The sequence below is a fragment of the Leisingera aquaemixtae genome, from assembly GCF_006740765.1.
GTDB classification, from domain to species: Bacteria; Pseudomonadota; Alphaproteobacteria; order Rhodobacterales; family Rhodobacteraceae; genus Leisingera; species Leisingera aquaemixtae.
Genome location: NZ_CP041159.1, coordinates 973,769 through 998,481 on the forward strand (window position 1 = coordinate 973,769; position 24,713 = coordinate 998,481).

A 24,713-nucleotide genomic window follows, 5' to 3' on the forward strand; every position below is an offset into this window, starting at 1 on the left:
GCGCCCGGAAGGGCGCGCTTTTTTTGCTTTAAGGCTCAAAAGGCATCTTGCCGGCTGCATCGGGGGCCCGGTGAAAGAGGCTCGTGTCGCCTGCCGCCGCTGCATTTGCATGCGGTTCCACTCCTGCCGGCAGCAAGTCCAGTGCAGGCAGAAGGCTTGATGGCGGACCCCAAAACCTGCAGCATCATACTAAGCACATTTGCCGCAGGCGAGTTCCACAAGGCGGTGTCCGGTTTAGTAACTAGGAGGTTTGTTATGCCTGATCTGATCCCAGCTGCCGCCAAAAAGAAGATGGAAAGCGAGTGCAAGAAGATTGCCAAGAAAGTGGGAAAAACCATAAAGCCAGAACTTGCCGGTAAGAAAATCGAAGACGCGGTGACAAAGGGCGTCTGTAAAGAAGTCAAATCAGTCGACAAAAAGGTCGTTCAATTCCTGGTCGATCAGCTTAAGAAAGAACTGGACAAGAAGAAGAAAGGGGCGGCGGGAAGCAGCCCGCCGGTTATCCCGAAAGCCACTGCCAAATGGTCTCCGAAGAAGCCGGGTGCCGGGGTGCCATCAATCACCATTCCGATCACCGAATGGGTTTTGGACCCCAAGCTGGACACCAAGGCTAAGTTTTCGATCAAGGTTTGGGCCGACCCCCGGGAGTTCGAAAAAAAGGACAAGGGAGTGATGGTGAACTTCACCGTGGTCAACTTCTGAAGGAAGTGACCGGGCTTCGGATCGACTCATTTGTGCGTGGCACATTTAAGGGGGCAATCTGTGCGCCAAGCACAATCCTGGGCTCCCGGAAGATGCGCGTGGCCTTCACCCAGCCCCCTTGCCGCTTGCCTCTGAACATGCTTTGAAATCCGGCAACTGACGGACGGAGGCCCCCCATGGACGAGAACGCATTGACCCGCATTGCCGAGGCGCTGGAGCGGATGTCTCCGGCGCCATTGGAAACCCCTGATTTCGACGCGGCCAGCGCCTTTGTCTGGCATGTGGGGCCAGAGCGGCTGGAACCGGTGGAGGCGGTGAACCGGGTCGATCTGGATCTGCTGGTCGGCATCAACCGCTCCCGCGATACGCTGCTGGAGAACACCCGCCGCTTCGCCCAAGGGTTCGCCGCCAACAACGCGCTGTTGTGGGGCGCCCGCGGCATGGGCAAGTCGAGCCTGGTGAAAGCCGTGCACGGCGCGCTGGCCGGGGATCACCCGGAGCTGAAGCTGGTGGAGCTGCAGCGCGAGGATCTGCCTTCGGTGGCGCGGCTTTTGAACCATCTGCGCGGGTCCCAGCACCGGTTCATCCTGTTCTGCGACGATCTGTCGTTCAGCCATGACGACCAGCATTACAAAAGCCTCAAGGCGGTGCTGGACGGCGGCATCGAGGGGCGGCCGGAGAACGTTGTGTTCTACGCCACCTCCAACCGCCGCCACCTGATGCCGCGGGACATGATCGAGAACGAGCGCTCCAGCGCCATCAACCCGTCGGAGGCGGTGGAGGAGAAGGTGTCCCTGTCCGACCGTTTCGGGTTGTGGCTGGGCTTCCACCCTTGCGATCAGGACGAATACCTGGCGATGATCGAGGGCTATTGCGCCGCCTACGGGATCAAGGCGGACGTGGAGGGCTTGCGCGCCGAGGCGATCGAATGGCAGGCGACACGCGGCGCGCGCTCGGGCCGGGTGGCCTGGCAGTTCTTCACCGATCTGGCCGGGCGGCACGGAGTGGCGCTGCGCTGAGACCGCTGAGTACAGTAAAAGAAAAGCCCGGCTGATTGGCCGGGCTTTTCTTTGTTAACAGTCTGTTAACGCCGTCAGTTCAGGTAATTCAGCGGGTCGATGCTCTCGAACCCGTCGCGCACCTCGAAATGCACATAGGCATCGTCGCCGCCGCGCAGGGAGGCGATGCGCTGGCCGCGGGCGACGGTTTCGCCCTTCTTCACCGTGATATTGGCGACGTTCTGATACACCGTCAGCAGCTTCTGGCTGTGACGGATCACCACGATCGGCACGTTGTTGGAATCCTTGGTGATCGCCGCCACGGTGCCCGCTTCGGCGGCATTCACAGGCGCACCGGCGGCTCCGGAAATGTCGATCCCGTCATTGCGGCCCTTGGAGTAGGTCTTGATGATCTTGCCCTGCACCGGATAGGCCATCGCCGCACTGCTGGCGCGGGTGGGTTTCGGCAGTTCCGGCTTGGGCAGGGTCTCTGCCGCGGGCTTGACCGCGGCGGGCGCGACCTTTTCTTCCGGCAGCGGCTTGCTGGCGCTGGGCGGCACCGGCGTCTGGGTGCCTGCGCCCGGTTCGGTCACGGCAACGGGGGCTGCGGCCGGGGTCAGTTCGGCCGCCGGTTGCTCCTTCAGCGGGATCAGCAGGAACTGGCCCTCGCGCACCGCAAAGTCGCTGCCCAGGCCGTTCCATTCCGCCAGCGATTTCACCGGCACCTGATACAGCCGCGAGATGGTATAGGCGGTCTCGCCGCGTTTCACCTTGTGGCGCACCGGTTCCGGGCCGCGCTGCACCTTGGCGGGCTGCGGTTTGGGCGCCGGCTGGATCGCGGTGGTGGTCACCGAACCCGGACTGGGAGAGGTCAGCGGCGCGGTCTCAATCGCCTGTCCGGCCAGGGTGGCGATATCCACCGAGCCCGGGGCGGCGGTGCCGTCCGCGGGGAAATCTGCCGGGGCGCGGCGCGGCAGCGCCAGCACTTCGCCCTGGCGCATCTTGTCACCGGCCGCCATGCCGTTGTAGCGGGCGACCTCCTCCGGCGGCAGGCCGATGCGCGCGGCGACATCCGCGACGGTGTCGCCGCGCTGCGCCACCGCCACCTGGTAAGAGGGGTAAGTTATCAGCCCGCGGCCATCCGGAGCGGGACGGCTGGAGGTGGCCGACTGGGCGGCGGTGGCGGTGTTGAAGGCGCCAAGCTGGCCGCGCAGGTCATAGTCCAGCGGACTTTGGCAGGCTGCCAGCACCCCGGCCATGGGCAGCAGCGCCAGCAGCCGGGCCCGGGGCAGCCGGAAACGGGGCAGCCCGCGGGACGCGGTCCGGGTGGGGGGGGTCCGGGTCATCTTGCTCTCCTCAAAACACGCTTCCCCCTTTTTCGCGGGGATTCTCTCGCGTCAATCACTATAGCCCATGCAATTCAGCGGGCGGCTGAATTCCGCCGCCAGTTTACGGGGCCAGCGCAGGAATATCAAACGCAGCTTGCGCAATTGCGGCAGCGGACCTAGCTGTCCTTGCCCAGCCCTTCAAGCAGCGGCACGAAGCGCACCGGGCGCAGCTCGTCATATTCCAGCCCGTCTTCGGTCTTGCGTACCCGGATCAGGGTCTGCACGTGGTCCGACTGGCCCACCGGCAGCACCATGATGCCGCCGGTCTTGAGCTGCGCCAGAAGCGGCCCGGGCGGGTCCTCGGCGGCAGCGGTCACGATGATGCGGTCAAAGGGCGCCTGGTCCGGCAGCCCGTGGCTGCCATCGCCGACCAGCGAGGTCACATTGGCGAGCCGCAGGCGGTCGAACACGGACCGCGCCTCGCGCACCAGCCGGGCGTGGCGGTCGATGGTATAGACCCGGCGCGCCAGCTTGGACAGGATCGCCGCCTGGTAGCCGGAGCCGGTGCCCACCTCCAGCACCGTGTCGCGCTGCGACAGCTGCAGCGCCTGGGTCATCATCCCCACCACCGAGGGCTGCGAGATGGTCTGGCCGCAGGCAATCGGCAGCGGCACGTCTTCATAGGCGCGTTGCGAGAAGATGCCGCGCACGAACAGGCCGCGGTCGATCTCCTCGATCGCCTCCAGCACCTTCTGGTCGGTCACCCCGCGCGAGCGCACGGAGTAGAGGAACTGCATCTTGGTTTCCGGATCGGGTCCGCTCATTGCCGCGCTCACTTGCCCGTCCATTCGACCGCCTTCAGCGCATCCAGGGCATCGCCCGCGGTCAGGTCGGCGCGCATCGGGGTGACGGAGATGTAGCCGTCCAGATTGACCGCAGCGTCGGAGCCGGGCGTGGCCTCGACATGCTGGTTGCCGCCGCGGATCCACAGGTAGCGGCGCCCGGTGGGCGACAGCTGCTCCTCGGCCGAGAAATGGCAGCCGGGGCGCCAGCCCTGCGGCGCCACCCGGGTGCCCTTGACCTCCGCGGCCGGGACCGGCGGGAAATTGATGTTGTAAAACAGCCGGTAATCTTGCGCATCCTGCGGCTGGGCGGCCAGGATCTTCTTAATCAGGGCAGCGCCGTGCACGGCAGCGGCCTCAAACGGATTGCCGGTCTCCCGGTTGGCGGGGCCGTAATACTGCGACAGCGCCATCGCCGGGATACCCTGCAAAGCGGCCTCCATCGCGCCGCCCAGCGTGCCGGAGTACAGCGCGTTTTCCGCCGAGTTGTTGCCGCGGTTCACCCCCGACAGCACCAGGTCGGGCCTTTGGCCGTGCATCACCACATGCAGCCCCGCCAGCACGCAGTCGGCAGGCGAGCCTTCGGCGGCAAAGCGGCGCTCGCTCAGCTGGCTGAGCATGGTGGGGCGGGTATAGCTGATGCAATGGGCGACGCCGGATTGCTCAAAGGCCGGCGCCACCGTCCAAACCTCGCCTTCCGGTCCTGCGACCTCATGGGCGATGGCCTCCAGGATGGTGAGCCCTTCGGCGCTGATGCCGTCGTCATTGGTGATCAGAATGCGCATGGGGTGTCTGCCTGCCGTCTTCAACCGGGTTTTCGATTGAATAGGACCTGTGCCGGAACGGGGCAAGGTTTTCGCTGGGAGAAGCGGCATCCGCCGCAAAGCGGGGCAGGGAGGCAACAGGCAGAGCCGCCGGGGGGGGCGGGGGCTCCCGCCGCTTTGGCCTGCATCGCAGATGCCGTCCCAAGCGTTGGGCCGGGCGCCGCGCGGGGGCGCGGCGCGGGGCCGGTTTCGGGCGTCAGTCTGCCAGGATCAGCGGCAGCAGGCGCGCGGCCTCGTCCTGGATCGGGGTCAGCGCCTCGCGGTCCTCGCCGGGGTGGAAGCGGGCGCGCAGGGCCGTGGCCATCGGCTGCGGCTCCAGAATGCGCACCTTGGGGCCGGTGCGTCCGGTTTCCGCCTGCCAGCTGCGGGCCAGCGCCATCTGCGCGGCCTTGGTGGCGCCATAGGTGCCATAGAACTTTTCGCCCGCCTTGGGGTCGTCAAAGAACACTGCGCGCCCCGTCCGGCCCAGCAACGGCGCCACATAGGGGATCAGCACCGAGGTGGCAGTGGCGTTGACCGCAACCGCCTTGGTCCAGTCCTTGGCCGCAACGGAAGGTGCCGGGCAGAGCGCGGTGGCATGGATCGCGGTGTGCAGCCACAGGTCCAGCTTGCCCCAGCGGTCATGGATGCCGCGGCAGAGCGTTGCCATCGCCTCCGGCACGGTGATGTCCATCGGTGCCAGGGTGGCGCTGCCGCCCGCGGCCTTGATGCGGTCGTCCAGCTCTTCCAGCGCGCCGGTGGTGCGCGCCACGGCGACGATGTGATGGGTGGGCGCAAGGGCCTCGGCCAGGGCGCTGCCCAGGCCGCGGGATGCGCCGGTGATGAGAGCGATTTTGTCTGTCATGGGCGCCTTCTTGGGCCGCGGGCGAAGGCAGGTCAAGAGGCAGCGGCCCGGGGCAAGAATTTTCGAAAATTCTTGGCAAATTTCTTCGAAGAAATTTGCGGCGCTCCCGCGCTTAGCTGCCGGGCATCGGCAGGCGTTTTGTCTCGCCGTTGGCGCTCAGCACCAGGCCCTCGGCGTCGATCGCCACCACCTGGCCCAGCGAGGACAGGCGGGTGCCGCGGGTCACGGTCTTGGTGCGGCCGTTGGGCAGGCGCACCAGCGCGGTCAGGCTGTTCTCGGGGCCGTAGATGCCCAGAAGGTTCAGCCGGTTGCGGTTCACTGCATTGCCTTGGGTGGCCAGTCCGGCCACCTTGGCGGGTGTGCCGCCCGCCGTTTCTGCGTTTGCCATGTTCTTCATCCCCGATGTGTCAGGGCGTATCTGGTCAATCGGCCGGGCCGGTTCAACCAGCCTGCGTGCGGCTCGGCGGGAAGCCGCGGACCGGCGGGGATGCAATCGGTGGAAGGCCGCCGCCGCGGCCGGTCGCACGCGCCTGCGCTGAAATGCCCCGTCAGGCGTCGAAAACCAGCGACGGCAGGTCGTGGCCATAGGCATAGAGCAGCTCCAGAAGCTCCTCCAGCTCGGCGCCGTCCTTTTGCAGCGGATAGAGCGGGTGGTTCTGCTCGGTGACCTGGAGCTCCGGATACTGGCCCTCCGGCCGCATCTCCAGAACGCAGCCCGCGGGCATCGGCATATCCGGCGGGATCGCATTGGCCAGCCAGGCCGGGCGGTCGCCCAGCTTTTCCGTCTCGCGCATCTCGAACAGGTCGAGATAGGCGTCGAAGTCATCGCGGCTGAGGCTGGCCCAGGTGCCCAGCAGAAACTCCTCGCCGCGGCTGCCGGGCAGCGGGATCGCCAGCACCGCGCGGACAAAGCGCAGATCGCCCAGACGGCAGAAATCGTCGGTCAGGATATCGCCGCGGGTGGCCAGGACGGCGGAGTTGTCCTCCACCTCCATATCCTCGGAGCAGATATCGGGCCGGTCGCAGCTCAGGCTCAGCAGTTGCGCAAAGGTGGCGCCGCAGCAGCGGCACTGGCGCGGAGAGGTCAGCATGCGGGCAAGATGCGCGTCCAAGAGGCGGCCTTTCGTCTGGAAGCATAAAAAGGCGCGGGCCGTCACGGCCAGCGCCTTGTCCATGCAGTGGTCGCGGCCCTCATACGCGGATGCGGCCGGAAGTTCAAACCCCCCTTTCCGCAAGGGGGCGGGGCGGGGTCAGCCGGAGGCCAGGTTGGGGGCGTTCCAGGAGGCGCCGGGGACCGGCATGTCCTGGATCTTGGCGCTGACCCGGCTGCTGCTTTCCAGCGCGTTCAGATACTCGCTGGTGACGCCGGTGACATAGTTGCCGTCAAAGCAGGAGCAGTCGAACTGCTCAATATCCGGGTTGCCTTCCTTGGCGGCCCAGATCAGGTCGTCGAGGTTCTGGTAGAACAGCGCGTCGGCGCCCAGCTCGTCGCGGATTTCCTCGATGCTGAGGCCGTTTGCGATCAGCTCGTGCTTGGTCGGCATGTCGATGCCATAGACGTTGGGGTACTTCACCGGCGGCGAGGCGGAGGCGACATAGACCTTCTTGGCGCCGGCTTCGCGGCACATCTGCACGATCTTCTTGATGGTGTTGCCGCGCACGATCGAATCGTCGATCAGCAGCACGTTCAGGTCCTTGAATTCCAGCGGGATCGCGTTGAGCTTGCGGCGCACCGACTTCTGCCGCTCGGCCTGGCCGGGCATGATGAAGGTGCGGCCCACATAGCGGTTCTTCACCAGCCCTTCGCGGTAGCGGATGCCGGTGGAATTGGCGACTTCCAGCGCCACGGGGCGGGCCGAATCGGGCACCGGGATGATGCTGTCGATCTCCAGCCCCGACTCCTCGATCTGCTTGGCCAGCGCCTGGCCCATGCGCAGCTGGGTCTTGTAGACCGACACCCCGTCCATCATCGAGTCAGGGCGGGCCAGGTAGACATATTCGAAGATGCAGGGGGTCAGCTTGCCCTCGACCGCCTGGAACTCGTGCAGGTTGCCGTCCAGGTCGACCAGGATCGCCTCGCCCGGCTTGACGTCGCGGGTTTTCTTGAAGCCGTTGATGCCAAAGGCCACGTCTTCGGAGGCAAAAGCGTAATCGGTGCCGCCGTCCGCCGCCGGGCGCGCCGCCATCGACAGGGGCCGGATGCCATGCGGGTCGCGGAAGGCCAGCATGCCGACGCCGGCAATCAGGCAGAGCACGGAATAGGCGCCCTGCACCCGCTCCATCGTCATCTTGACGCCGGCCAGGATGTTGCGGACGGGGTCGGCATTGCCGTTCACCTTGATCGCATCGGCGACCTTGTCGGCCAGCACGTTCAGCAGGATTTCCGAATCCGAAGTGGTGCGCAGGTGGCGGCTGTACTTGCCGGTCACCTTCTCGCGCTGCTCGGCGGTGTTGGTGATATTGCCGTTGTGAACCAGGTAGATGCCGTAGGGCGCGTTGACGAAGAACGGCTGCGCCTCGGAGGCGCTGAGCGAGCCCGCAGTGGGATAGCGGACGTGGCCCATGCCGACGCGGCCAGTCAGGGTCTCGGCGTCTGCGGGGCCGAACACATCCTTGACCAGTCCGTTTTCCTTGCGCTCGCGGAAGAACTCGCCGGTGTAGGTCACGATGCCCGAGGCGTCCTGGCCGCGGTGCTGCAGCATCAAGAGCCCGTCATAAATTTCCGCAAAGACATCCGTGTCCCGGCTTGCGATCCCCAAAATCCCGCACATTGGCTGGCTCCAATCCCACTTAGGCTTTGCTGTTCGGTTGATGCTGGAAGCGGTGGTGCCGGCAGTCTAGCGCATTTGTGCGCTTGGGCGCCAATCCGGCTGCTTTGGCCGCACTCCGGCCCGGTGCTTGGGCGCAGGCCCGGCCGCCGGCCTGAGGGCCGATTGCGGCAGCAGACCCCGGCGCCGGGCGCGGCAGGTCAGGTCCACAAAGGCAGGCGGGCAGCAGCGGCAAGGCGGTGAGGCTCCGAATCCGTTTCCTGTTCGCGCCCTCACATAGTGGCTTTCGCCCCTGCTGTCATCAAAGGATCACACTTCCCCGCTGCACTGCGGCGGCGGCGGGGCAGCACCCCTGCCGTCAGGGCAGCGTCAGCAGCGAGATGGACCCGACCAGCACCAGGCTCAGCGCCCAGACCAGATCCAGGTTGAACCATCCTTTGGACAGGAATTTCAGCCCCACCCAGCGGTAGATCCCATAGGCCAGCGCGCCGCCCGCTGCGGTCATCGCAGCGGTATGAAGCAGCGCCACCAGCGCGGCGATACCCGCATTGCCGGTGATCAGCGTGCCTGCGGCGGCGTGGCCTGCATCCGTCTCAACCGTGCGGCAGATCCCAAGGTAGATCGGCACCAGCATCAGCCCCGCGCCATGCGCCATCGCCGCCAGGAACGACCACAGCACCAGCCGCGACGGCGGAACCCGCGCCAGGAACCGCGGGTGGCGGCGGTTCCACAGCAGGTAAAGGCCCAGGGCGATCACCAGGCAGGCCGCACCAATCTGGATTTCCCGCTGCCATTGTGCAAGCACCATCAGCGCCGAGAACGGAAACAGGATCGCCGCCATCGCCAGCAGGTGCCCGGCCGCCAGCGCCGCCAGCGCCCGCCACAGGCTGCCCTGCTTCCGGTCCATCAGCGCGGCTGACACCGCCAAGGGCCAGCCCATGCCTGGGTTCACCCCGTGATAGATGCCAGAGGCGGCAACGGCCCCCCACAGGGCCGCCGCCGTGCTGATCTCTGCCACGCGTCAGGCGGAGGGGTAGCAGAAACTGTCGGTGGAGCAGTCGCCGCCCTCCAGCCGGATCTGGTGGCTGCGGTAGCCTTTGGGGAATTCCACATAGAAGTCCTTGTCCAGCTCCAGCCCGCCGTTTTCACCGGCATTGGCCATCACCATCTGGCCGCCCTCGGCGTCCGGATAGAACTGGTCATCCCAGGTGGAATAGAGCGAGTTGGTCCAGTAGACCCGCTTGCCGTCGCGGCTGATCTCGACCATCTGCGGGCCATAGGCAAAGTCCTTGCCGTTGGGGTGCTTGGCGTTCCGCGCAATGCCGCCGATCTCCACCTTGCCGGCCAGCTTGGGGTTCATCGGGTCGGACACATCATACTGATGCATCTCGCCCAGGCCCCAGCAGGCGACGTACAGGAACCTGTCATCCAGGCTCAGGTCGATATCGGTGACCAGGGGCGGCACCGCCTCGAACCCCTGCAACAGCGGCGGCAGGTTTTCCGGCTTCTCGGGCCGCGGGTCGATAGTGATGGTCTTCTTGGCCTCAAAGCTGCCGTCGGCCTGCTGCCACCAGGTGAAGATCGCGCCCTGCAGGTTGGTGGTGTCAACCACCACTCCGCAAAAGCCGTAATCCTTGGAGGGGTCATGCGCGGGCCGGATCTCCAGCGCCATCTGGTGGTTTTCGCCCAGGTCGATGGTCTGCACGTTCTTGCGCTGACGCAGGTTCCAGAAATGGATCGAGTGGCCGTATTTGTTGCTCAGCAGATCCTCCGCCACGATGCCGTTTTCGAACTGCGGCGGCAGGCCCCATTCCGAACTCACCATGTAGTCGCGCGGCAGGTTCCACCAGAAGTCATAATGCTTGTCCTGCTTGCCGCGGTCCATCTCGTAGCGGCCCAGGATCTCGAAGGTCTCGCAATCCATGATGAAGATGCCCGGGGGGCCGTCGGTGCCATCCTCGCCGCCGCCGCCCAGGGTGGAGACATAGATGCCTTCAGGGCCGCAGTGGATGGTGTGCGGGCGCGAATAGCCAGTCTTGGCAAAAACCTCCTCGGGCTCGATGATCTTGTGGATCTTCGCCGCGCGCGGCTCCTTCACGTCCACCACGTAGATCCGGCTGGAGCGGATGCCCGGAATGATCAGGTAGCGCCGCTCCAGAAACGCGTGGCCGGACAGCGGCGACAGCGACGAGGAGCAGGCGTTCCAGCCGAAGTGGTGAAATTCGTCGCCTTTGTTGGGCATGATCAGCTGATGCACGATCTCGCCATAGCTGTCGGACTTCGGGTCGACATCGACCACCGCCAGCCCGTCGGGCTGGGAGCCGTCGGGGCTCAGCATCAGGGTAAAGGCCAGCGTTTCCGCCGGGGCCTCCATGGCAAGCCTGGGGGTGGCATGAAAAGTGGGGTCAGGCCTCAAGTTCATCGTCAAATCCTCCCTGGAAAACAGGCGCCTGAAATTTTGGTCTTCTAGCTGCGCCCGGGGTGATGCTGTCACACATCCGGATTTCGGGCAAATTTTTTTGAATTGCGCCCGCCTTGGGGAATAATGTTCTGCCTGAATGGCCGTAATGCGCGCGTTTTGGCCGCTGCCAGGCCGGCCGGGCGGACCTCTGCACGATCGCCTTGGGTACGCCGCTGCAAAAGGAAAGGCCCGCAGCAAGGCGGGCCAAAGGTGGGGGAGGGAAAAACGGTTGGCGGTCAGGCCGCCAGAATGCGGTCCAGCAGGTTGTCCAGCGGCGCAGGCAGGCGGGCGTCTTCCGCGCCCATGCCGGTGTCCGCAAGGGCACGGCCCTCGCCGCTGGCCAGGACCTGGCGGGTTTCGGTCAGCGACAGATGGTGAAAGGCAGAGCCTTCGGAGTCATCGCCGGCGGGCAGCAGCATGCCGCTTTCGGCCCAGACCAGCTCTTCTTCCGCAAATTCGAAATGGATCCGGCCCAGACGCTCGGGCGCGGCGGCGGTGATGCCCTTGTAGCCGGCCAGGGCGATCAGCTTGGTGACCACAACCGGCAGCCCGAAAAGGCGCTCGGCGGTGTCCATCTCCAGCGCCACTTTCTGGTCTGAGGGCAGCATCAGATCGGTGTCATTGCCCAGGGCGCCGGCGGGGACATGCATGCAGGTGGTCAGGCGCGGCACGGCATGGCGGACCGCTTTCACTTCCTGGGCGCCGCCGTCAAAGGTGAACACCATGTCGCCGGGCTTGATGTCGCGGGCTTGCTTGAAGCCTTCTTCGGTCTCCAACAGGGTGGCGGGCAGAAAGCCGCCGCTGCGGATGCGGGCACGCTTCGGCGCCGGGTTGCAGGACTGCGGCAGGGGAGTGTTCAGCAGCATATCAACCGGCAGGAAGTCGGCGAAATCTGTGGTGTGATCCAGCTGCATTTTGTGTCCCTTCTGAGCGTCTTTGGCCCGGCGTCTTGCCGTTGAAGCCATCAGGCCCCCGAATTGGGACCAAATTGGGGCAGGGGTGCGGCCCCTTCCGGGATGCGGCGGATTTTTGGGGACAAAAGCACGGTTTTACCCGGCATTGTTAACCTTTTGACGGTGCAGCCTGAGGATTTGTTAAGAATTGACCGTCGTTTGACGCTCGGCGCCCGCGCGGCTCGAATCGCGATTCCTGTTGGTTAACAAGGTATTAACGCAAGGTTGCGCTGTTAATAATTACGGTGATGACTCTGTGGATAACTGTGTGAACGCTTTGATAGCAAAGAAAAACGGGCGCCACTGCGGCGCCCGTTCGGATCTGTCCCGGAAATGTGCTTTGCGCGGTTACTGCCCGCAGCTGCCGATCAGCGCCTCGTACTGCTGAGTGACCCAGCCCAGGGCCTGCTCGGGATTGCGCTCCTCGATCTTGCCGATCATGCGCTCGAACACCACCGCGGAGCGGCTTTCGTCAACCACGGTAAAGCTCTGCCCGGTCATCACTACCGCGTAGAGGAAGAAGGCAATCGCCACCAGAAGGATGCCGCGCAGCACCCCGAAGAAGAAGCCCGCGCCCTGGTCCACCCCGCCAAGCGCCGAGCGCTGCACCAGGGTCGAGAACAGCGGCGTGAAGAAGGAGACCACGATCAGCGCCAGCGCGAACACCGCGGCAAAGGCGGCGATGATCGACAGCTCGCAGCTGTCGGCGATGAATTCGCCGATCACGGGGATCTCCGCCATCAGCGGCTCGACCTGCGGCGCAAAGATGAAGGCGAGGATGCCGGCGGCGATCCAGCCGGCGATGGCCATGGCCTCGCGCACGAATCCGCGCGAATAGGCCAGCAGCGCCGATACGACGATGACCAGGGCCACGACCCCGTCAATGATTGTGAAACCTTCCATGTCCCTCGCCCGTTTACCTGCGGTATCAAATTTTTTGCGACTTTAGCCGGCCCCGAAGAATTCGCCAACAAAACCGGCCAGGTCGCTGGACTTTCGCAAGTTCAGGCCATTTACGGACACGGTTTTGCTGCCGCTTGGGGCAATCGCCGCCGTGAAACCAAGTTTTTGCGCCTCTTTCAACCGGTTTTCGGTCTGCGGTGCCGGGCGCAGGGCCCCGGATAGCGAAATTTCTCCGAAAACCGCGGTATCGGCGGGCAAAGCGACGTCTTCCCGCGCACTCAGCAGCGCCGCGGCCACCGCCAGGTCGGCGGCCGGCTCGGAAATCTTCATGCCGCCCGCCACGTTCAGATAGACATCCAGCCCGGCAAACGGAATGCCGCAGCGCGCCTCAAGGACGGCCAGGATCATCGCCAGCCGCGAGCTGTCCCAGCCGACCACCGCCCGGCGCGGCTGCGAATGCGGCGAGGGCGCAATCAGCGCCTGCATCTCGACCAGCACCGGGCGGGTGCCTTCGATGCCCGCAAACACCACCGATCCCGGGCTGGGCTCGCCGCGTTCGGACAGAAACAGGGCAGAGGGGTTCACCACTTCCGCTAGCCCGCCGCCGGTCATCTCGAAGACGCCGATCTCATCGGCCGGGCCAAAGCGGTTCTTGACCGCGCGCAGGATGCGGAACTGATGGCCGCGCTCGCCCTCGAAATACAGCACCGTGTCGACCATATGCTCGACCACCCGGGGGCCTGCGATCTGGCCGTCCTTGGTAACATGGCCCACCATGATCACCGACACCCCGTTGCGCTTGGCAAAGGTGGTCAGCTCATGCGCCGCCGCGCGCACCTGGCTGACGGACCCGGGGGCGCTGTCCACGTGATCGGCCCACATGGTCTGGATCGAGTCGATGATCGCCAGCTGCGGCTTCTCCGCCTCCAGCGTCGTCAGGATGTCGCGCAGGTTGGTCTCTGCTGCCAGCTGCACCGGCGCATCCGCCAGCCCCAGCCGCTGCGCCCGCATCCGCACCTGGGCCGAGGCTTCCTCGCCGCTCACATAGACCGTCTTCAGCCCCGCATGGGCAAACCGCGCCGCCGCCTGCAGCAGCAGGGTGGATTTGCCGATGCCCGGATCGCCGCCCACCAGGATCGCCGAGGCCGGCACCAGCCCGCCGCCCAGCACCCGGTCCAGCTCTCCCGCGCCGCAGCAGGTGCGCGGCGGCGGTGTTTCCCGCGCCGACAGATCCGTCAGCTGAATGGTGCGGCCGCGCTTGACGCCCAAGGATTTCTTGGCGGGACCGGAGGACAACCCCTGATCTTCGCTGATGGTGTTCCAGTCGCCGCAGCCTTCGCAGCGGCCCGACCATTTGGAAAAGCTGGCCCCGCAGGCCGAGCAGGAGAAAGTTGTTTTTGCCATGCCGGATCAGTGGCAGATGTTTCTGTTTTGTTCAAGAGGGCTGCGGCTGGCTGCACCGCCGGATGCGAGGCTCTGCCTCGCGCTCCGGGATATTTAGGGCCAGATGAAGATGGATCCGGTCTTCATCTGGCTGAAAATATCCCGGGGGAGGCCCGTGAGGGCCGGGGGCAGCGCCCCGGCACCCAGGTCAGTCGGCGCGCCGCGGCGGCTTCATCGCGACCACGCTGCCGGTTTCGGGATCGGTGCCGTCCGGCGGGCTTTGCAGCTGCGCCGACAGTTCCGGGAGCAGCTCGAACAGCTCCTCGCGCAGGCGGCCCAGGTGCGACTTTGCCAGCGATTCCTCGATTTCCACATCGCGGGTCCACTGGCGCAGCTCGTGCATCACCATCTTGGCATCCTCCAGCCGGGCCTGGAAGGCATCCAGTTCCTGCTGGCGCTGCTTCAGAAAGGTGCGGGCGCGCTCGACATTGGCGTCGGAATAGGTGCTGGCCAAATCCTGGCTGACCTGGCTCATCTGCGCCGCCAGTTCCAGCACTTCCGGTTCCAGGTCGCCCAGGTCCGGGTGGTTGCGCATGAAGGCCAGCCGTTCCTTCACCGCGTCGAACTCGGAGCGGGCGGTGAACAGCCCCTTGCGGTCGTCGGCATGGGCGGTGTGATAGGCGCGGGCGACATCCTCCATCTGCACGCTGAATTTGCGGTGCGAGTTTTCCAGCGCCAGCATGCGGCCGTTTGCTGGCAGGAAAAACGCCAGCATCAGCACCAGCGCGGTCAGCGTGATCTGCGCCACCATGCCGGCCTGCGGATAATAGGTCCCGTCCAGCCCCGCCTGCAGCGTCAGCCAGGGCCAGACACCGGCAGCAGACAGCGCTGTCGCCAAGACCGCGCCCAGAGCGGCAATGCAGATCAGAGCAAACGTGAGGCGCAGGAACAGCGCCTGGGATTTGAACAGGACAGTGTGAACAGCGGACATGAATACCCCTCCAAAATAGCGAAACCACCCGGGGGCCGGTGGCAGGGGGGGTGGCCTTCTCAGGCCGTCCACGGCGGCACCCTCGGAACACAACAACGCGGTTCGTCGGCAAAATGTTGCACAAGAATCAAATTTTTGGCAACTATCCGCTGATATCTTTCCTGAACGCCTGCGCCGTATTTGCCATGCCCAGCCCCAGCGAGGCCAGGATGCAGCCGGTGAACAGGTAGAGGCCCCAGGCGGTCTCGATGGTGGCGAGGCCAATGCCCTTGGCGAGGGTGATATAGAGCGCGATCAGGAACACATCGGCCATCGCGAGCTTGCCCAGCACATGCAGCACCGGCTTCAGCCGCGCGTCCAGCAGGTTCCACTGCACCAGCGCCAGGCCGATGGTTTTGAGGTAGGGGGCGAAGATCGCAAAGAAGGTGACGATCAGCGCCAGCACCGCGTCGCTGCCCCACAGGGATTGCAGCCCCGTGATCACCGAGATCTCGCTGAGGCCGAAGACCGGCAGGAGCCCCGCCCGCATCAGCGGCGCAAACCAGGCCACGGGGTAGAGGATCAGGAGCGAGAGGGTAAGTAGGCGGAGGGTCATCTGCGTCTCCAAAACTGGCAGCGGCCCGGGCCGAGGCCGGTCCGCGATGGGGCGCTGCCCCCGCCGTGCGGGGCGCGCGGCTCCCCCGGGATATTTGCAGGCAGAAGAAGAGGATCAAGCCCGTTCAAGCCGAGCTGTTACCGCACCGCCTCGATCGGCCCCTCGGCGCGGCCGTGGATGAACTGGTCGAGATAGGGATCGCCCGAGTGGTCCATCTCGGCGACGGGGCCGGTCCACTGGATCACCCCGCCGTGCAGCATCGCCACATTGTCGGCAATGGCGCGGACGGATGTCATGTCGTGGGTGATGGTCATCGCCGTGGCGCCCATCTCCACCACGATCTCGCGAATGAGGTCGTTGATTACGCCGGACATGATCGGGTCCAGCCCGGTGGTCGGCTCATCGAAAAAGATGATCTCCGGCTCCGCCGCAATGGCGCGGGCGAGGCCCACGCGCTTTTGCATCCCGCCGGACAGCTCCGACGGGAACAGGTCGGCCACATTGGCCTTCAGGCCCACGCGGCGCAGCTTTTCGATGGCGATGGCGCGGGCTTCCTCCGCTGGGCGCTTCAGCGTGCCGCGCAAGAGGCGGAAGGCCACGTTCTGCCAGACCGGCAAGCTGTCAAACAGCGCTCCGCCCTGGAACAGCATGCCGAAGCGGGCCAGGAACTTGTCGCGGTCGCCGGAGTCTGCGGGCTTGCCATCGACAAAGATCTGCCCCGAGTCCGGGGTGATCAGCCCCAGGATGCTTTTCAGCGCCACCGATTTGCCGGTGCCGGAGCCGCCGATGATCACCATCGAGGTGCCCTTGGGGATCTCCAGGGTCATGCCGTTCAGCACCTGGTTGTCGCCAAAGGCCTTATGGACGTTTTCCATGCGGATCATAGCGAGAAGAACACCCCTGTGAGGACAAAGTTGGCGGCCAGGATCAGCACCGCGGCGGCTTCCACCGAGCCTTTGGTGGCCCGGCCCACGCCCTGCGCGCCGCGGCCCGACTGCATGCCGTAGTAGCAGCCCATCATCGCCGCGATGGTGCCGAATGCCGCGCCCTTGACCAGCGAGGAGACGATGTCGAGCGGCTCCAGGAAGTCGACCGTGTTCTTGAGGTAGGCGGCGGCGTTGAAGCCGAGGTTCTGCACCGCCACCGTATAGCCGCCCATGATGCCGATGATGTCGCCGATGCCGACCAGCACCGGCACCGTGATCAGCGCCGCCAGCACGCGGGGCGCGACCAGGTACTTCATCGGATGGGTGGACAGCGTCACCAGCGCGTCGATCTGCTCGGTCACCTTCATGGTGGCGATCTCCGCCGCAATGGAAGAGGTCACCCGTGCCGCGATCATCAGGCCGACCAGAACCGGGCCCAACTCGCGCACCATGCCGATGGCGACGATCTGCGGCACCACGGCTTCGGCGTTGAAGCGGGCGCCGCCGGCATAGATCTGCAGCGCCAGCGCGCCGCCGGTGAAAATGGCGGTCAGACCGACCACCGGCAGCGACAGCCAGCCGATGTTCAGCAGCGCGTTCAGCACTTCCCGCGGGTAATAGGGCGGGCGCAGCATATGGCTGAAGGCCCCAAGCGCAAACAGCGCCGCGCGGCCAACAGCCGACAGCCCCGCCAGGGCGGTGCGGCCCAGCCGGGCCAGGAGAGCGATTGGAGTCATCCCAGATATGTCCGTGCCGATCGGTGGCCTGAGGAGGTCAGGATTTCATAGCCGATGGTGCCCGCCGCATCGGCGAGCATGTCCACGGTCTGGCGCTCGTTCAGGATTGCCATCATCTCCGGCACTTCGGCCAGGTCGGTGACATCCACGGTGATCAGATCCATCGAGACGCGGCCGACAACGGGGCAGGGGGTATCGCCTGCGTAAACCTGAATGCCGCCCTGGCCCATCGCACGGTGCAACCCGTCGGCATAGCCTGCGGCAACGGTGGCGATGCGGCTGGGGCGTTTGGCGACCCAGGCATTGCCGTAACCGGCGCTTTCGCCCGGCTCCATATCGCGGACCTGGATCACAGGCAGGTCCAGCTGCACCACCGGCAGCGCGTCCTTGAACGGCAGCCCGCCATAGAGGCCGATGCCGGGGCGGCAGAGGTCGAAGTGGTAATCGGCGCCCAGCAGCATCCCGCCGGTCGCCGCCAGCGAGCGGGGGATGTCCAGCCCGTCCGTCAGCTCGCGGAAGGTGTGCAGCTGGCGGGCGTTCATGCCGTGGCCCGGCTCATCGGCGCAGGCCAGATGCGACATCAGGAGCACCGGGTTCTGGCCCAGGGCGATTTCCGCCACCGCGGCCCATTCGCCCGCCTCCATGCCCAGCCGGTTCATGCCGCTGTCCAGCTGCACCCCGAACGGGTGGCCCGGCAGGGTCTCGAAATGGCGCAGCATCTGGTCCAGCGAATTCAGCATCGGCGTCAGCTGGAAATCGTTCAACAGCTTGGCGTCGCCCTCCATATGGCCGGAGAACACCGAGATGCCGGGGCCCGGCCCCAGCGCGCGGCGCAGCGCGCCGCCTTCCTCGGCCGCGGCCACAAAGAAGTTGCGCGCGCCCGCCCGGGCCAGCGCCTTGCCCACCCGGCCTGCATCCAGGCCGTAGCCGTTCGCCTTGACCACCGCGGCTGTCTCGCAGTTGGTCAGCGCATCCAGATTCCGCCAGTTGGTGACCAGCGCATCCAGGTTGATTGTCAATCTTGCCGTGCTCATGCGGTGTTCATGACATGGGCGGGGCGCAGGTCAAGGGGGAAAAACCGGAATGCCGGCGGAGGTTTGCCTTTGAAGAAGCAAAAAAGCCCGGTCCGGCGGGGGAGCCGGCCCGGGCTGGTGCTGATGGCCTGACGGTCAATGGATCCGGCAGGCAGCAGCGCTGAAATTCCGCGATCCGGGCCGCAGGGGCCGGGATCAGTGCTCGTCGTAGCCTTGCTGCCAGGCTTTGGCGAGGTTGCCGAAGCGGGTGAACTGCGCCTCAAACGACAGCTCCACCGTGCCGATGGGGCCGTGACGCTGCTTGCCGACGATGACTTCGGCCTTGGCGTGCAGCCGCTCCATCGCCTGCTTCCACTCCTCCATCTTCTCCAGCTCGTGGTCGCCGGGCTTTTCCCGTTCCTTGTAGTATTCCTCGCGGAACACGAACATCACCACGTCGGCGTCCTGTTCGATCGAGCCCGATTCCCGCAGGTCCGACAGCTGCGGGCGCTTGTCCTCGCGGTTCTCCACCTGGCGCGACAGCTGCGACAGCGCGATCACCGGGATGTTCAGCTCCTTTGCAATCGCCTTCATCCCCATCGAGATTTCGGCGATCTCGTTCACCCGGTTGTCGGCCATGCCGCGGCACAGCTGCAGATAGTCGATCACCAAAAGGTCCAGCCCGTGGGTCCGCTTCAGGCGGCGCGCCCGTGCGGCCAGCTGGGAGATCGGAATGGCCGGCGTGTCGTCAATGAACAGCGGGCAGCTTTCCAGATCCTTTGCCGCCTGCACGAAGCGGCGGAATTCGCTTTCGGTCATGTCGCCCTGGCGGATCTTGTGCGAGGAGATTTCCGACGCCTCCGCCAGGATCCGGCCTGCCAGCTGTTCGGCGCTCATCTCGAGGCTGAAGAACCCCACCACGCCGCCATCCAGCGCGCCTTCCGATCCATCGGGTTTCACCCCGCGTTTGTATGCCTTGGCGACGTTGAAGGCGATGTTGGTCGCCAGCGACGTCTTGCCCATAGAGGGGCGGCCTGCGAGGATGAGGAGGTCCGAGGGATGCAGGCCGCCAAGTTGTTTGTCGAGGTCTGTCAGGCCCGTCGAGATGCCGGCCATGCCGCCACCCCGCTGATACGCCTCGTTGGTCACATTGACCGCTTCTGTGACGGCCTTCAGGAAAGATTTGAAGCCGCTTTCCGTCTGGCCCTGCTCTGCCAGCTGGTAAAGCGCCTGCTCTGCCTCAACAATCTGCTCTTTGGGTTCTGATGCCACGTCAACGCGGCGTGCCTTTTCTGAAATACTCTGGCCCAGGGCGATCAGCTCGCGCCGGATCGCCAGGTCGTAAATCATCTGCGCGTAATCCCGCACCGCAAAAGCGGAGATCGACGCGCCGGCGAGCTTGGCCAGATAGGCCGGCCCGCCCAGTTCCTTCAGCCCCTCGTGGTCCTCCAGGAACGCCTTCAGCGTCACCGGCGAGGCCAGCGCGTTCTTGGAGATCCGCGCCGCCGCCACCTCGTAGATGCGGGCGTGGACCGGGTCATAGAAATGCGACGAGTCGATGATCAGCGCGATCTTGTCGTAGACCTCGTTGTTGGTCAGGATCGCGCCCAAAAGCTGCTGTTCCGCCTCCACCGAATGGGGCAGCTCGTTGTCCGGCATCGCGGCCGCCGGCGCCGCGGCCGGTTCGGGCATCGGGGCAGCAGGGGGCATATCGCCGTCGAAAGGGGTAATCTCGTTCATCACTGCTCTCGTCTTTCCGGCCGCCTTATACGGTGCGCGGGGCCATTCGCCTATCTGGGAATCTCTGGGGATTCCCTGTGGATATCCGCACCGGGCCTGTGGGCTGTTTACCGCAATGGGCCAGCAAGCCTGTCCTATGCAGGCTACATGATGCGGCCGTGTTTGGATAGGCCCCCATATCTGCGCATCAGCTGCCGCGGGGAACGATTCGAGGCGGGCTTTTCCACAGCCCGCCGGGGAGCGCTTAACTTTGCGTTAAGCGGATCTTCGCGTGCCGCGCCTGCTGCGGCCCTGGCGGCGGACTGGCGGGCAATCTGCCCGCCGCAGCCTCACTCTGCCTTGTTGGCTTCCTGCCAGGCGCGCGGATCCTTAAGGAATTTCTCCACCTCGGCCAGCGTCTCCTCGCTGAAGCTTTTCTGTGCCTTGGCTTCTGCCAGAACGTCCCACCAGGTGCACAGGTAATGCAGCTCAACGCCGTGGTCGCCCAGGCGTTTTGTGGTTTCGGGGAAGATGTCGTAGTAGAAGATCACCGCGGTGTGGCCGCAAGACGCGCCGGTTTCGCGGATTGCATCGACAAAGGACAGTTTCGAGCCGCCGTCGGTGGTCATGTCTTCCACGAGCAGCACCCGCTGATCCTCGGTCATCACCCCTTCGATGCGGGCGTTCCTGCCATAGCCCTTGGGCTTCTTGCGCACATAGGTCATCGGCAGCGCCAGCCGCTCTGCCACCAGGGCCGCGAACGGAATGCCCGCAGTCTCGCCGCCGGCAATGTTGTCAAACGCCTCAAAGCCCGCGTTGCGCATCACGGTCACCGCCATGAAATCCATCAGGGTGGAGCGGATGCGCGGGAAGGAGATCAGCTTGCGGCAGTCGATATAGCTGGGCGAGGGCAGGCCGGACGCCAGCGTATAGGGCGTCTCGGTATTGAAGTTCACCGCGCCGATTTCCAGCAGCATCCGGGCCGACAGGCGGGCGATTTCTTCTTTCGACGGGTAGGAAGAGGGGATCATGGCGGCGGGCATCCTTTGCGGCAGCGGTTTTGCTGTCCTTAAACCGGAACGCCACCGGTTTGAAGCCCCGGCGAAGGGCCGGCCCCCAATGATCGCGGGGGCCGGCCGCAGCGCGGGTCAGAAAAGGAAATCGTTGCCCGACAGGTCGGCGATCCCGATCCCGTCCAGCGTGATCGTATTGCCGTTGTTGTCGCTGATCACGGCATCGCCATCGCCGTTTTCGGACAGGTGGTTGTTCTTCAGATCGCGGAACGACTTGATGGGGGTGACTCCGGACAGGTCGATCTTTTCCTTGCGCCCGGCGGTCTCGAAATCCGACACGGTGTCGTCGCCGAAGGCGCCCCTGAAGATGAACCGGTCGGCGCCGCCTTCCCCGAACAGCTCGTCGTTGCCGCCGTCGCCGAGGATCTTGTCGCGCCCGGCGCCGCCCAGGATCAGGTCATCGCCGCCTTTGCCGGACAGCGTGTCATTGCCGCCCAGACCCATCAGGCGGTTGCCGCCGCCGTTGCCCAAAAGCTTGTCCGCGCTTTCGGAGCCGCGCGCGCGTTCGATGCTTTTCAGCGTGTCGCGGTCGCCGAACCCGTCGATGGCAAAGCCCTTGGCCAAGTCCACGGTCACGCCGTCCTCGCCGCCATAGCGCGCGTCGCGGTCATAGCGGACCTCGTCCTTGCCCTTGCCGCCGTTGATGGTGTCGTTGCCTTCGATGCCGCGGAAGTAGTTGGCCTTGCCGTTGCCAATCAGCTTGTCATCATGGGCGGAGCCGCGCAGCGCCTCGATGCTTTTCAGCGTGTCGGTTTTGCCCCAGCCGTCCGTCGCGGTGCCCTTGCCCAGATGCGCAATGACCCCATTCGGGTCAGTGGTAAAGGCAACCTGATCAAAGGTGCCGCTGCCGCCGTTGTAGGTGTCGCGCCCGTTGGAACTGACAAAATAGTCGTCGCCGGCGCCGCCATCATAGGTGTCGCGGCCCGGCGTGCCGTAGAACTCGTCGTCTTCGGTGGAGCCGGTGGCGGCCAGCGATGACCAGGCAATGACCTGACCCGGCGCCAGTGCCCCGGTGGGGTCGGTCAAGCCGGAGATCGAAGCGTCGAAGGCATTCCAATCCGCCGGTGAGCTCACTTGCGGCAGCGCGGCCCCGTCGATCACGAAATAGAACTCTGTGTCGGTGTTGTCGCCGGTTTCCAGGCTGACAGCCAGGATCACAGTGGTGCCGCCGGACCAGGTGATCTGCGTCATCAGGGTTTCGTCGGACAGGACGTCGAAACCCAGGTTGTCCAAGTTGACGCCGCCTGCAATCGCCTGAAGGACCTCGTCATCCATATCGATAAAGGCAACACCATCTTCGTCACGGTCGATAATGGAGTAAGTGAAGGTCGAGCTGGCGTCCGGAACCGTCACCTGCGCTTCGATATTGCTGACCGAAGACGGTTCGCCGTCCACAAAATCGACCCGCGCGCCACTGAACGTAAAAGTTGTCATACCCTTGCCCCTTACCGGTAAATGCCAGCGGCAGCCGCTGGCGGAAATCAATAGCCCGATACTTGAGTGGGGCTGCTGATTCCCGGCAAGGCGAAGGGGAGAGAAATTTTACTGTTGGTTAACAAGTGTTGCTATTCGGCACGCCAGTAAACCTCAAAGCCCGGATCAAACACGGTGACAGGCCCGTCGCCGGTCTCGATCTTCTCCGGGAACTGTACCGGCGCCTCACCCTTGGTCAGGGTCAGCGTCTGATCGCTCACCGGCAGGCCATAGAACGCCGGGCCGTGTTCGGAGGCAAAGCCCGCCAGCTTGTCCAGCGCGCCCTCTTCCTCGAACACATGCGCCAGCAGGGACATGGTGTTGGTGGCGGTGAAGCAGCCCGCACAGCCGCAGGCGCTTTCCTTGTTCGGGTCGGTGTGCGGGGCGGAGTCGGTGCCCAGGAAATACCGCTTGTCGCCCGAGACCGCAGCCGCCCGCAGCGCCAGCCGGTGCTCCTCGCGCTTGGCCACCGGCAGGCAGTAGTAATGCGGCTTGATGCCGCCCACCAGAATGTGGTTGCGGTTGATGATCAGGTGGTGCGTGGTGATCGTCGCGCCCAGATCACGCTCCTGGCTCGCCACGTAGTCAGCCGCGTTCTTCGTGGTGATATGCTCCATCACCACCCGCAGCCCCGGCGTGGACCGGCGGATCGGGTCCAGCACCCGGTCGATGAACACCGCCTCGCGGTCGAAGATGTCGATGTCGTGGTCGGTCACTTCGCCGTGGGTGCACAGCGGCAGGCCGATCTCGGCCATCTTCTCCAGCACCGGGCGCACCTTGTCGAAATCGCGCACGCCGGAGGCCGAATTGGTGGTCGCTCCCGCCGGGTACAGCTTCACCGCCTTGACCAGCCCGCTGGCATGGGCGGCGGCCACATCTTCCGGATCGGTGTCCTCGGTCAGATACAGGGTCATCAGCGGCTCAAACGCCATGCCGCCGGGCAGCGCCGCCAGAATGCGGTCGCGGTAGGCGGCGGCCTGGTCCCCGGTCACCACCGGCGGCACCAGGTTCGGCATGATGATGGCGCGGCCGAAATGGCGGGCGGTTTCGGGCAGCACGGCCTGCAGCATCGCGCCGTCGCGCAGATGCAGGTGCCAGTCGTCGGGGCGGGGGATGGTCAGCGTCTGGGTCATGCGCCCGCGTTACCACATGGCAGCGGCGAAACAAAGCGGCGGATTGACCGGGCGGTGCCGCCGTTCAGCGTTTGGGCGGGAACCGGAATTCGCCGCTTTCGGCCCGCTGTTCCAGCTCCTGCAGGCGGCGGCGGAACCGCGGCGCCCGCATCCGCTCGGTCACGTTGCGGCACACCAGCGCAACCAGATAGTTGCGGTCCTCGCGCTCCAGCCGGCCCAGCAGGTTGCGCAGGTAGAAAGAGTTGTTGCGGCGGCTGCGGAACAGCTTGTGAAACGCCGCCGCCGTCAGCTTGCGGCTGCCGGCCAGCGACAGGATGTGATACAGCATCTCCATCTCGATCAGCCGGGTCTGCACCGCATCGCCCAGATACGCCGCCCGCAGCCGGGTCACGTTCTTGCGGGCAAACAACGAGGCGTGCATGGCGTCCAGACGCTCCTGCGGATCATAGATCACAAAGGCCTGTTCCGCCGCATCCAGCATATCCGGCGCATAGCCGTAGCGGTCGGTGAACGACAGGCGGCGCATCTCGGTGAACCGGTCGTCCCATTCGGTCATCCGCGGCTCCAGGGTCGCCTGCGGCTGCACCGCCGCCACCACAGCGCCGGGGGCTGCCACCGAATAGGCCGCCGCCGCATAGCCGCAAGGCCCTGCGCCGTAGAAGATCACATTGTCGAACTCGTCGAAGAAGCCGTCATCGATCAGCTGGTCAAAAAAGCCGTAGATTTTTTCATCGCGGAACCAGGTGTCGCCGTCGGAGACCACGCACATATGCGACCAGCCCAGGTTCTTCACCAGGTCGAACCCCAGCGGCTGCGCCAGATCGGACAGGTTGTGAATGCCCTGCATGGTCTCAAAGGTCACCAGCAGCGTGTTGCCCTGGTCGATGAAGGTGGCGAAGTGGCGGCTGCCCAGTTGCTGGTGCATTCCGTACTCTTCCGCCAGGGCCGCCATCCGGGCCTTCCACTGCACAGGCTTCAGCCCGGAGAGGTCTTCTTCCAGATTTTCAAGTCCGTCCGGCATACCTGCTATCCTCTGCGCCCGTCGCA

General features: G+C 65.1%; 24 protein-coding genes. 2 read left to right on the forward strand and 22 right to left on the reverse strand.

Annotated elements, in window-relative coordinates; genetic code table 11:
• Positions 1-255: 255 nt before the first annotated feature.
• Both R2C4_RS06410 and R2C4_RS06415 read left to right on the forward strand, forming a co-directional pair.
• Positions 256-702: a hypothetical protein gene (locus tag R2C4_RS06410; protein ID WP_141890030.1), complete on the forward strand. Its 447-nt coding sequence runs from the start codon at positions 256-258 to the stop codon at positions 700-702.
• 176 nt (positions 703-878) lie between these two features.
• On the forward strand, positions 879-1,721 hold the full coding sequence (locus R2C4_RS06415) for an ATP-binding protein (RefSeq protein ID WP_141890031.1): 843 nt from the start codon (positions 879-881) through the stop codon (positions 1,719-1,721).
• Positions 1,722-1,795: 74 nt separating this feature from the next.
• Here the strand turns inward: R2C4_RS06415 and R2C4_RS06420 are convergent, their stop codons facing one another.
• From R2C4_RS06420 to R2C4_RS06525, 22 genes are all read right to left on the reverse strand, one after another.
• Complete coding sequence (locus R2C4_RS06420) at positions 1,796-3,046, reverse strand: peptidoglycan DD-metalloendopeptidase family protein (protein WP_208764527.1); 1,251 nt, start codon at positions 3,044-3,046, stop codon at positions 1,796-1,798.
• Between the two features lie 158 nt (positions 3,047-3,204).
• Entirely contained in the window at positions 3,205-3,852 is a 648-nt protein-coding gene (locus R2C4_RS06425; RefSeq protein WP_141890032.1) for a protein-L-isoaspartate(D-aspartate) O-methyltransferase, read from the reverse strand.
• An 8-nt stretch (positions 3,853-3,860) separates the two neighbouring features.
• On the reverse strand, positions 3,861-4,655 hold the full coding sequence (gene surE / locus R2C4_RS06430; RefSeq protein WP_058287945.1) for a 5'/3'-nucleotidase SurE: 795 nt from the start codon (positions 4,653-4,655) through the stop codon (positions 3,861-3,863).
• Positions 4,656-4,890: 235 nt separating this feature from the next.
• Positions 4,891-5,538, reverse strand: a complete 648-nt coding sequence (locus R2C4_RS06435; protein ID WP_141890033.1) for an SDR family NAD(P)-dependent oxidoreductase — start codon at positions 5,536-5,538, stop codon at positions 4,891-4,893.
• A gap of 112 nt (positions 5,539-5,650) precedes the next feature.
• Positions 5,651-5,926 (reverse strand): hypothetical protein, encoded by a 276-nt coding sequence (locus tag R2C4_RS06440; protein WP_058287946.1) that lies wholly within the window; start codon positions 5,924-5,926, stop codon positions 5,651-5,653.
• A 160-nt stretch (positions 5,927-6,086) separates the two neighbouring features.
• The gene (locus R2C4_RS06445; protein ID WP_141892049.1) at positions 6,087-6,629 is read right to left on the reverse strand and encodes a DUF2199 domain-containing protein; all 543 of its coding nucleotides are present in this window, start codon (positions 6,627-6,629) and stop codon (positions 6,087-6,089) included.
• Between the two features lie 159 nt (positions 6,630-6,788).
• Positions 6,789-8,309 carry an amidophosphoribosyltransferase gene (gene purF / locus R2C4_RS06450; protein ID WP_141890034.1) on the reverse strand — a complete coding sequence of 507 codons (1,521 nt, stop codon included), beginning with the start codon at positions 8,307-8,309 and terminating at the stop codon, positions 6,789-6,791.
• 355 nt (positions 8,310-8,664) lie between these two features.
• Complete coding sequence (locus R2C4_RS06455; RefSeq protein ID WP_141890035.1) at positions 8,665-9,324, reverse strand: hypothetical protein; 660 nt, start codon at positions 9,322-9,324, stop codon at positions 8,665-8,667.
• A gap of 3 nt (positions 9,325-9,327) precedes the next feature.
• Positions 9,328-10,728: a selenium-binding protein SBP56-related protein gene (locus R2C4_RS06460; protein ID WP_058287949.1), complete on the reverse strand. Its 1,401-nt coding sequence runs from the start codon at positions 10,726-10,728 to the stop codon at positions 9,328-9,330.
• Between the two features lie 275 nt (positions 10,729-11,003).
• A complete protein-coding gene (locus R2C4_RS06465) occupies positions 11,004-11,681 on the reverse strand; it encodes a Hint domain-containing protein (RefSeq protein ID WP_141890036.1) in 678 nt (225 codons plus the stop codon).
• 387 nt (positions 11,682-12,068) lie between these two features.
• A complete protein-coding gene (locus R2C4_RS06470) occupies positions 12,069-12,623 on the reverse strand; it encodes a CvpA family protein (RefSeq protein WP_008553790.1) in 555 nt (184 codons plus the stop codon).
• Between the two features lie 42 nt (positions 12,624-12,665).
• A complete protein-coding gene (gene radA, locus R2C4_RS06475) occupies positions 12,666-14,027 on the reverse strand; it encodes a DNA repair protein RadA (RefSeq protein ID WP_141890037.1) in 1,362 nt (453 codons plus the stop codon).
• 187 nt (positions 14,028-14,214) lie between these two features.
• Entirely contained in the window at positions 14,215-14,997 is a 783-nt protein-coding gene (locus R2C4_RS06480; protein WP_141890038.1) for a DNA repair protein, read from the reverse strand.
• Between the two features lie 142 nt (positions 14,998-15,139).
• Positions 15,140-15,592 (reverse strand): paraquat-inducible protein A, encoded by a 453-nt coding sequence (locus tag R2C4_RS06485; protein WP_141890039.1) that lies wholly within the window; start codon positions 15,590-15,592, stop codon positions 15,140-15,142.
• A gap of 137 nt (positions 15,593-15,729) precedes the next feature.
• Complete coding sequence (locus R2C4_RS06490; RefSeq protein ID WP_058287954.1) at positions 15,730-16,476, reverse strand: ABC transporter ATP-binding protein; 747 nt, start codon at positions 16,474-16,476, stop codon at positions 15,730-15,732.
• On the reverse strand, positions 16,473-17,255 hold the full coding sequence (locus R2C4_RS06495; protein ID WP_058287955.1) for an MlaE family ABC transporter permease: 783 nt from the start codon (positions 17,253-17,255) through the stop codon (positions 16,473-16,475). Before R2C4_RS06495 ends, R2C4_RS06490 begins: the two co-directional genes overlap by 4 nt.
• Positions 17,252-18,289: an alanine racemase gene (alr, locus tag R2C4_RS06500; RefSeq protein ID WP_141890040.1), complete on the reverse strand. Its 1,038-nt coding sequence runs from the start codon at positions 18,287-18,289 to the stop codon at positions 17,252-17,254. The genes R2C4_RS06495 and alr overlap by 4 nt, the downstream gene beginning before the upstream one ends.
• A 195-nt stretch (positions 18,290-18,484) precedes the next feature.
• Entirely contained in the window at positions 18,485-20,008 is a 1,524-nt protein-coding gene (locus tag R2C4_RS06505) for a replicative DNA helicase (RefSeq protein WP_058287957.1), read from the reverse strand.
• 329 nt (positions 20,009-20,337) lie between these two features.
• Positions 20,338-21,018, reverse strand: a complete 681-nt coding sequence (locus R2C4_RS06510; RefSeq protein WP_039949719.1) for an orotate phosphoribosyltransferase — start codon at positions 21,016-21,018, stop codon at positions 20,338-20,340.
• 117 nt (positions 21,019-21,135) lie between these two features.
• Entirely contained in the window at positions 21,136-22,494 is a 1,359-nt protein-coding gene (locus tag R2C4_RS06515) for a calcium-binding protein (protein WP_141890041.1), read from the reverse strand.
• A gap of 131 nt (positions 22,495-22,625) precedes the next feature.
• Complete coding sequence (gene pyrC, locus R2C4_RS06520) at positions 22,626-23,666, reverse strand: dihydroorotase (protein WP_141890042.1); 1,041 nt, start codon at positions 23,664-23,666, stop codon at positions 22,626-22,628.
• 64 nt (positions 23,667-23,730) lie between these two features.
• The gene (locus R2C4_RS06525) at positions 23,731-24,687 is read right to left on the reverse strand and encodes a phosphoadenosine phosphosulfate reductase (RefSeq protein ID WP_141890043.1); all 957 of its coding nucleotides are present in this window, start codon (positions 24,685-24,687) and stop codon (positions 23,731-23,733) included.
• Positions 24,688-24,713: the final 26 nt, after the last annotated feature.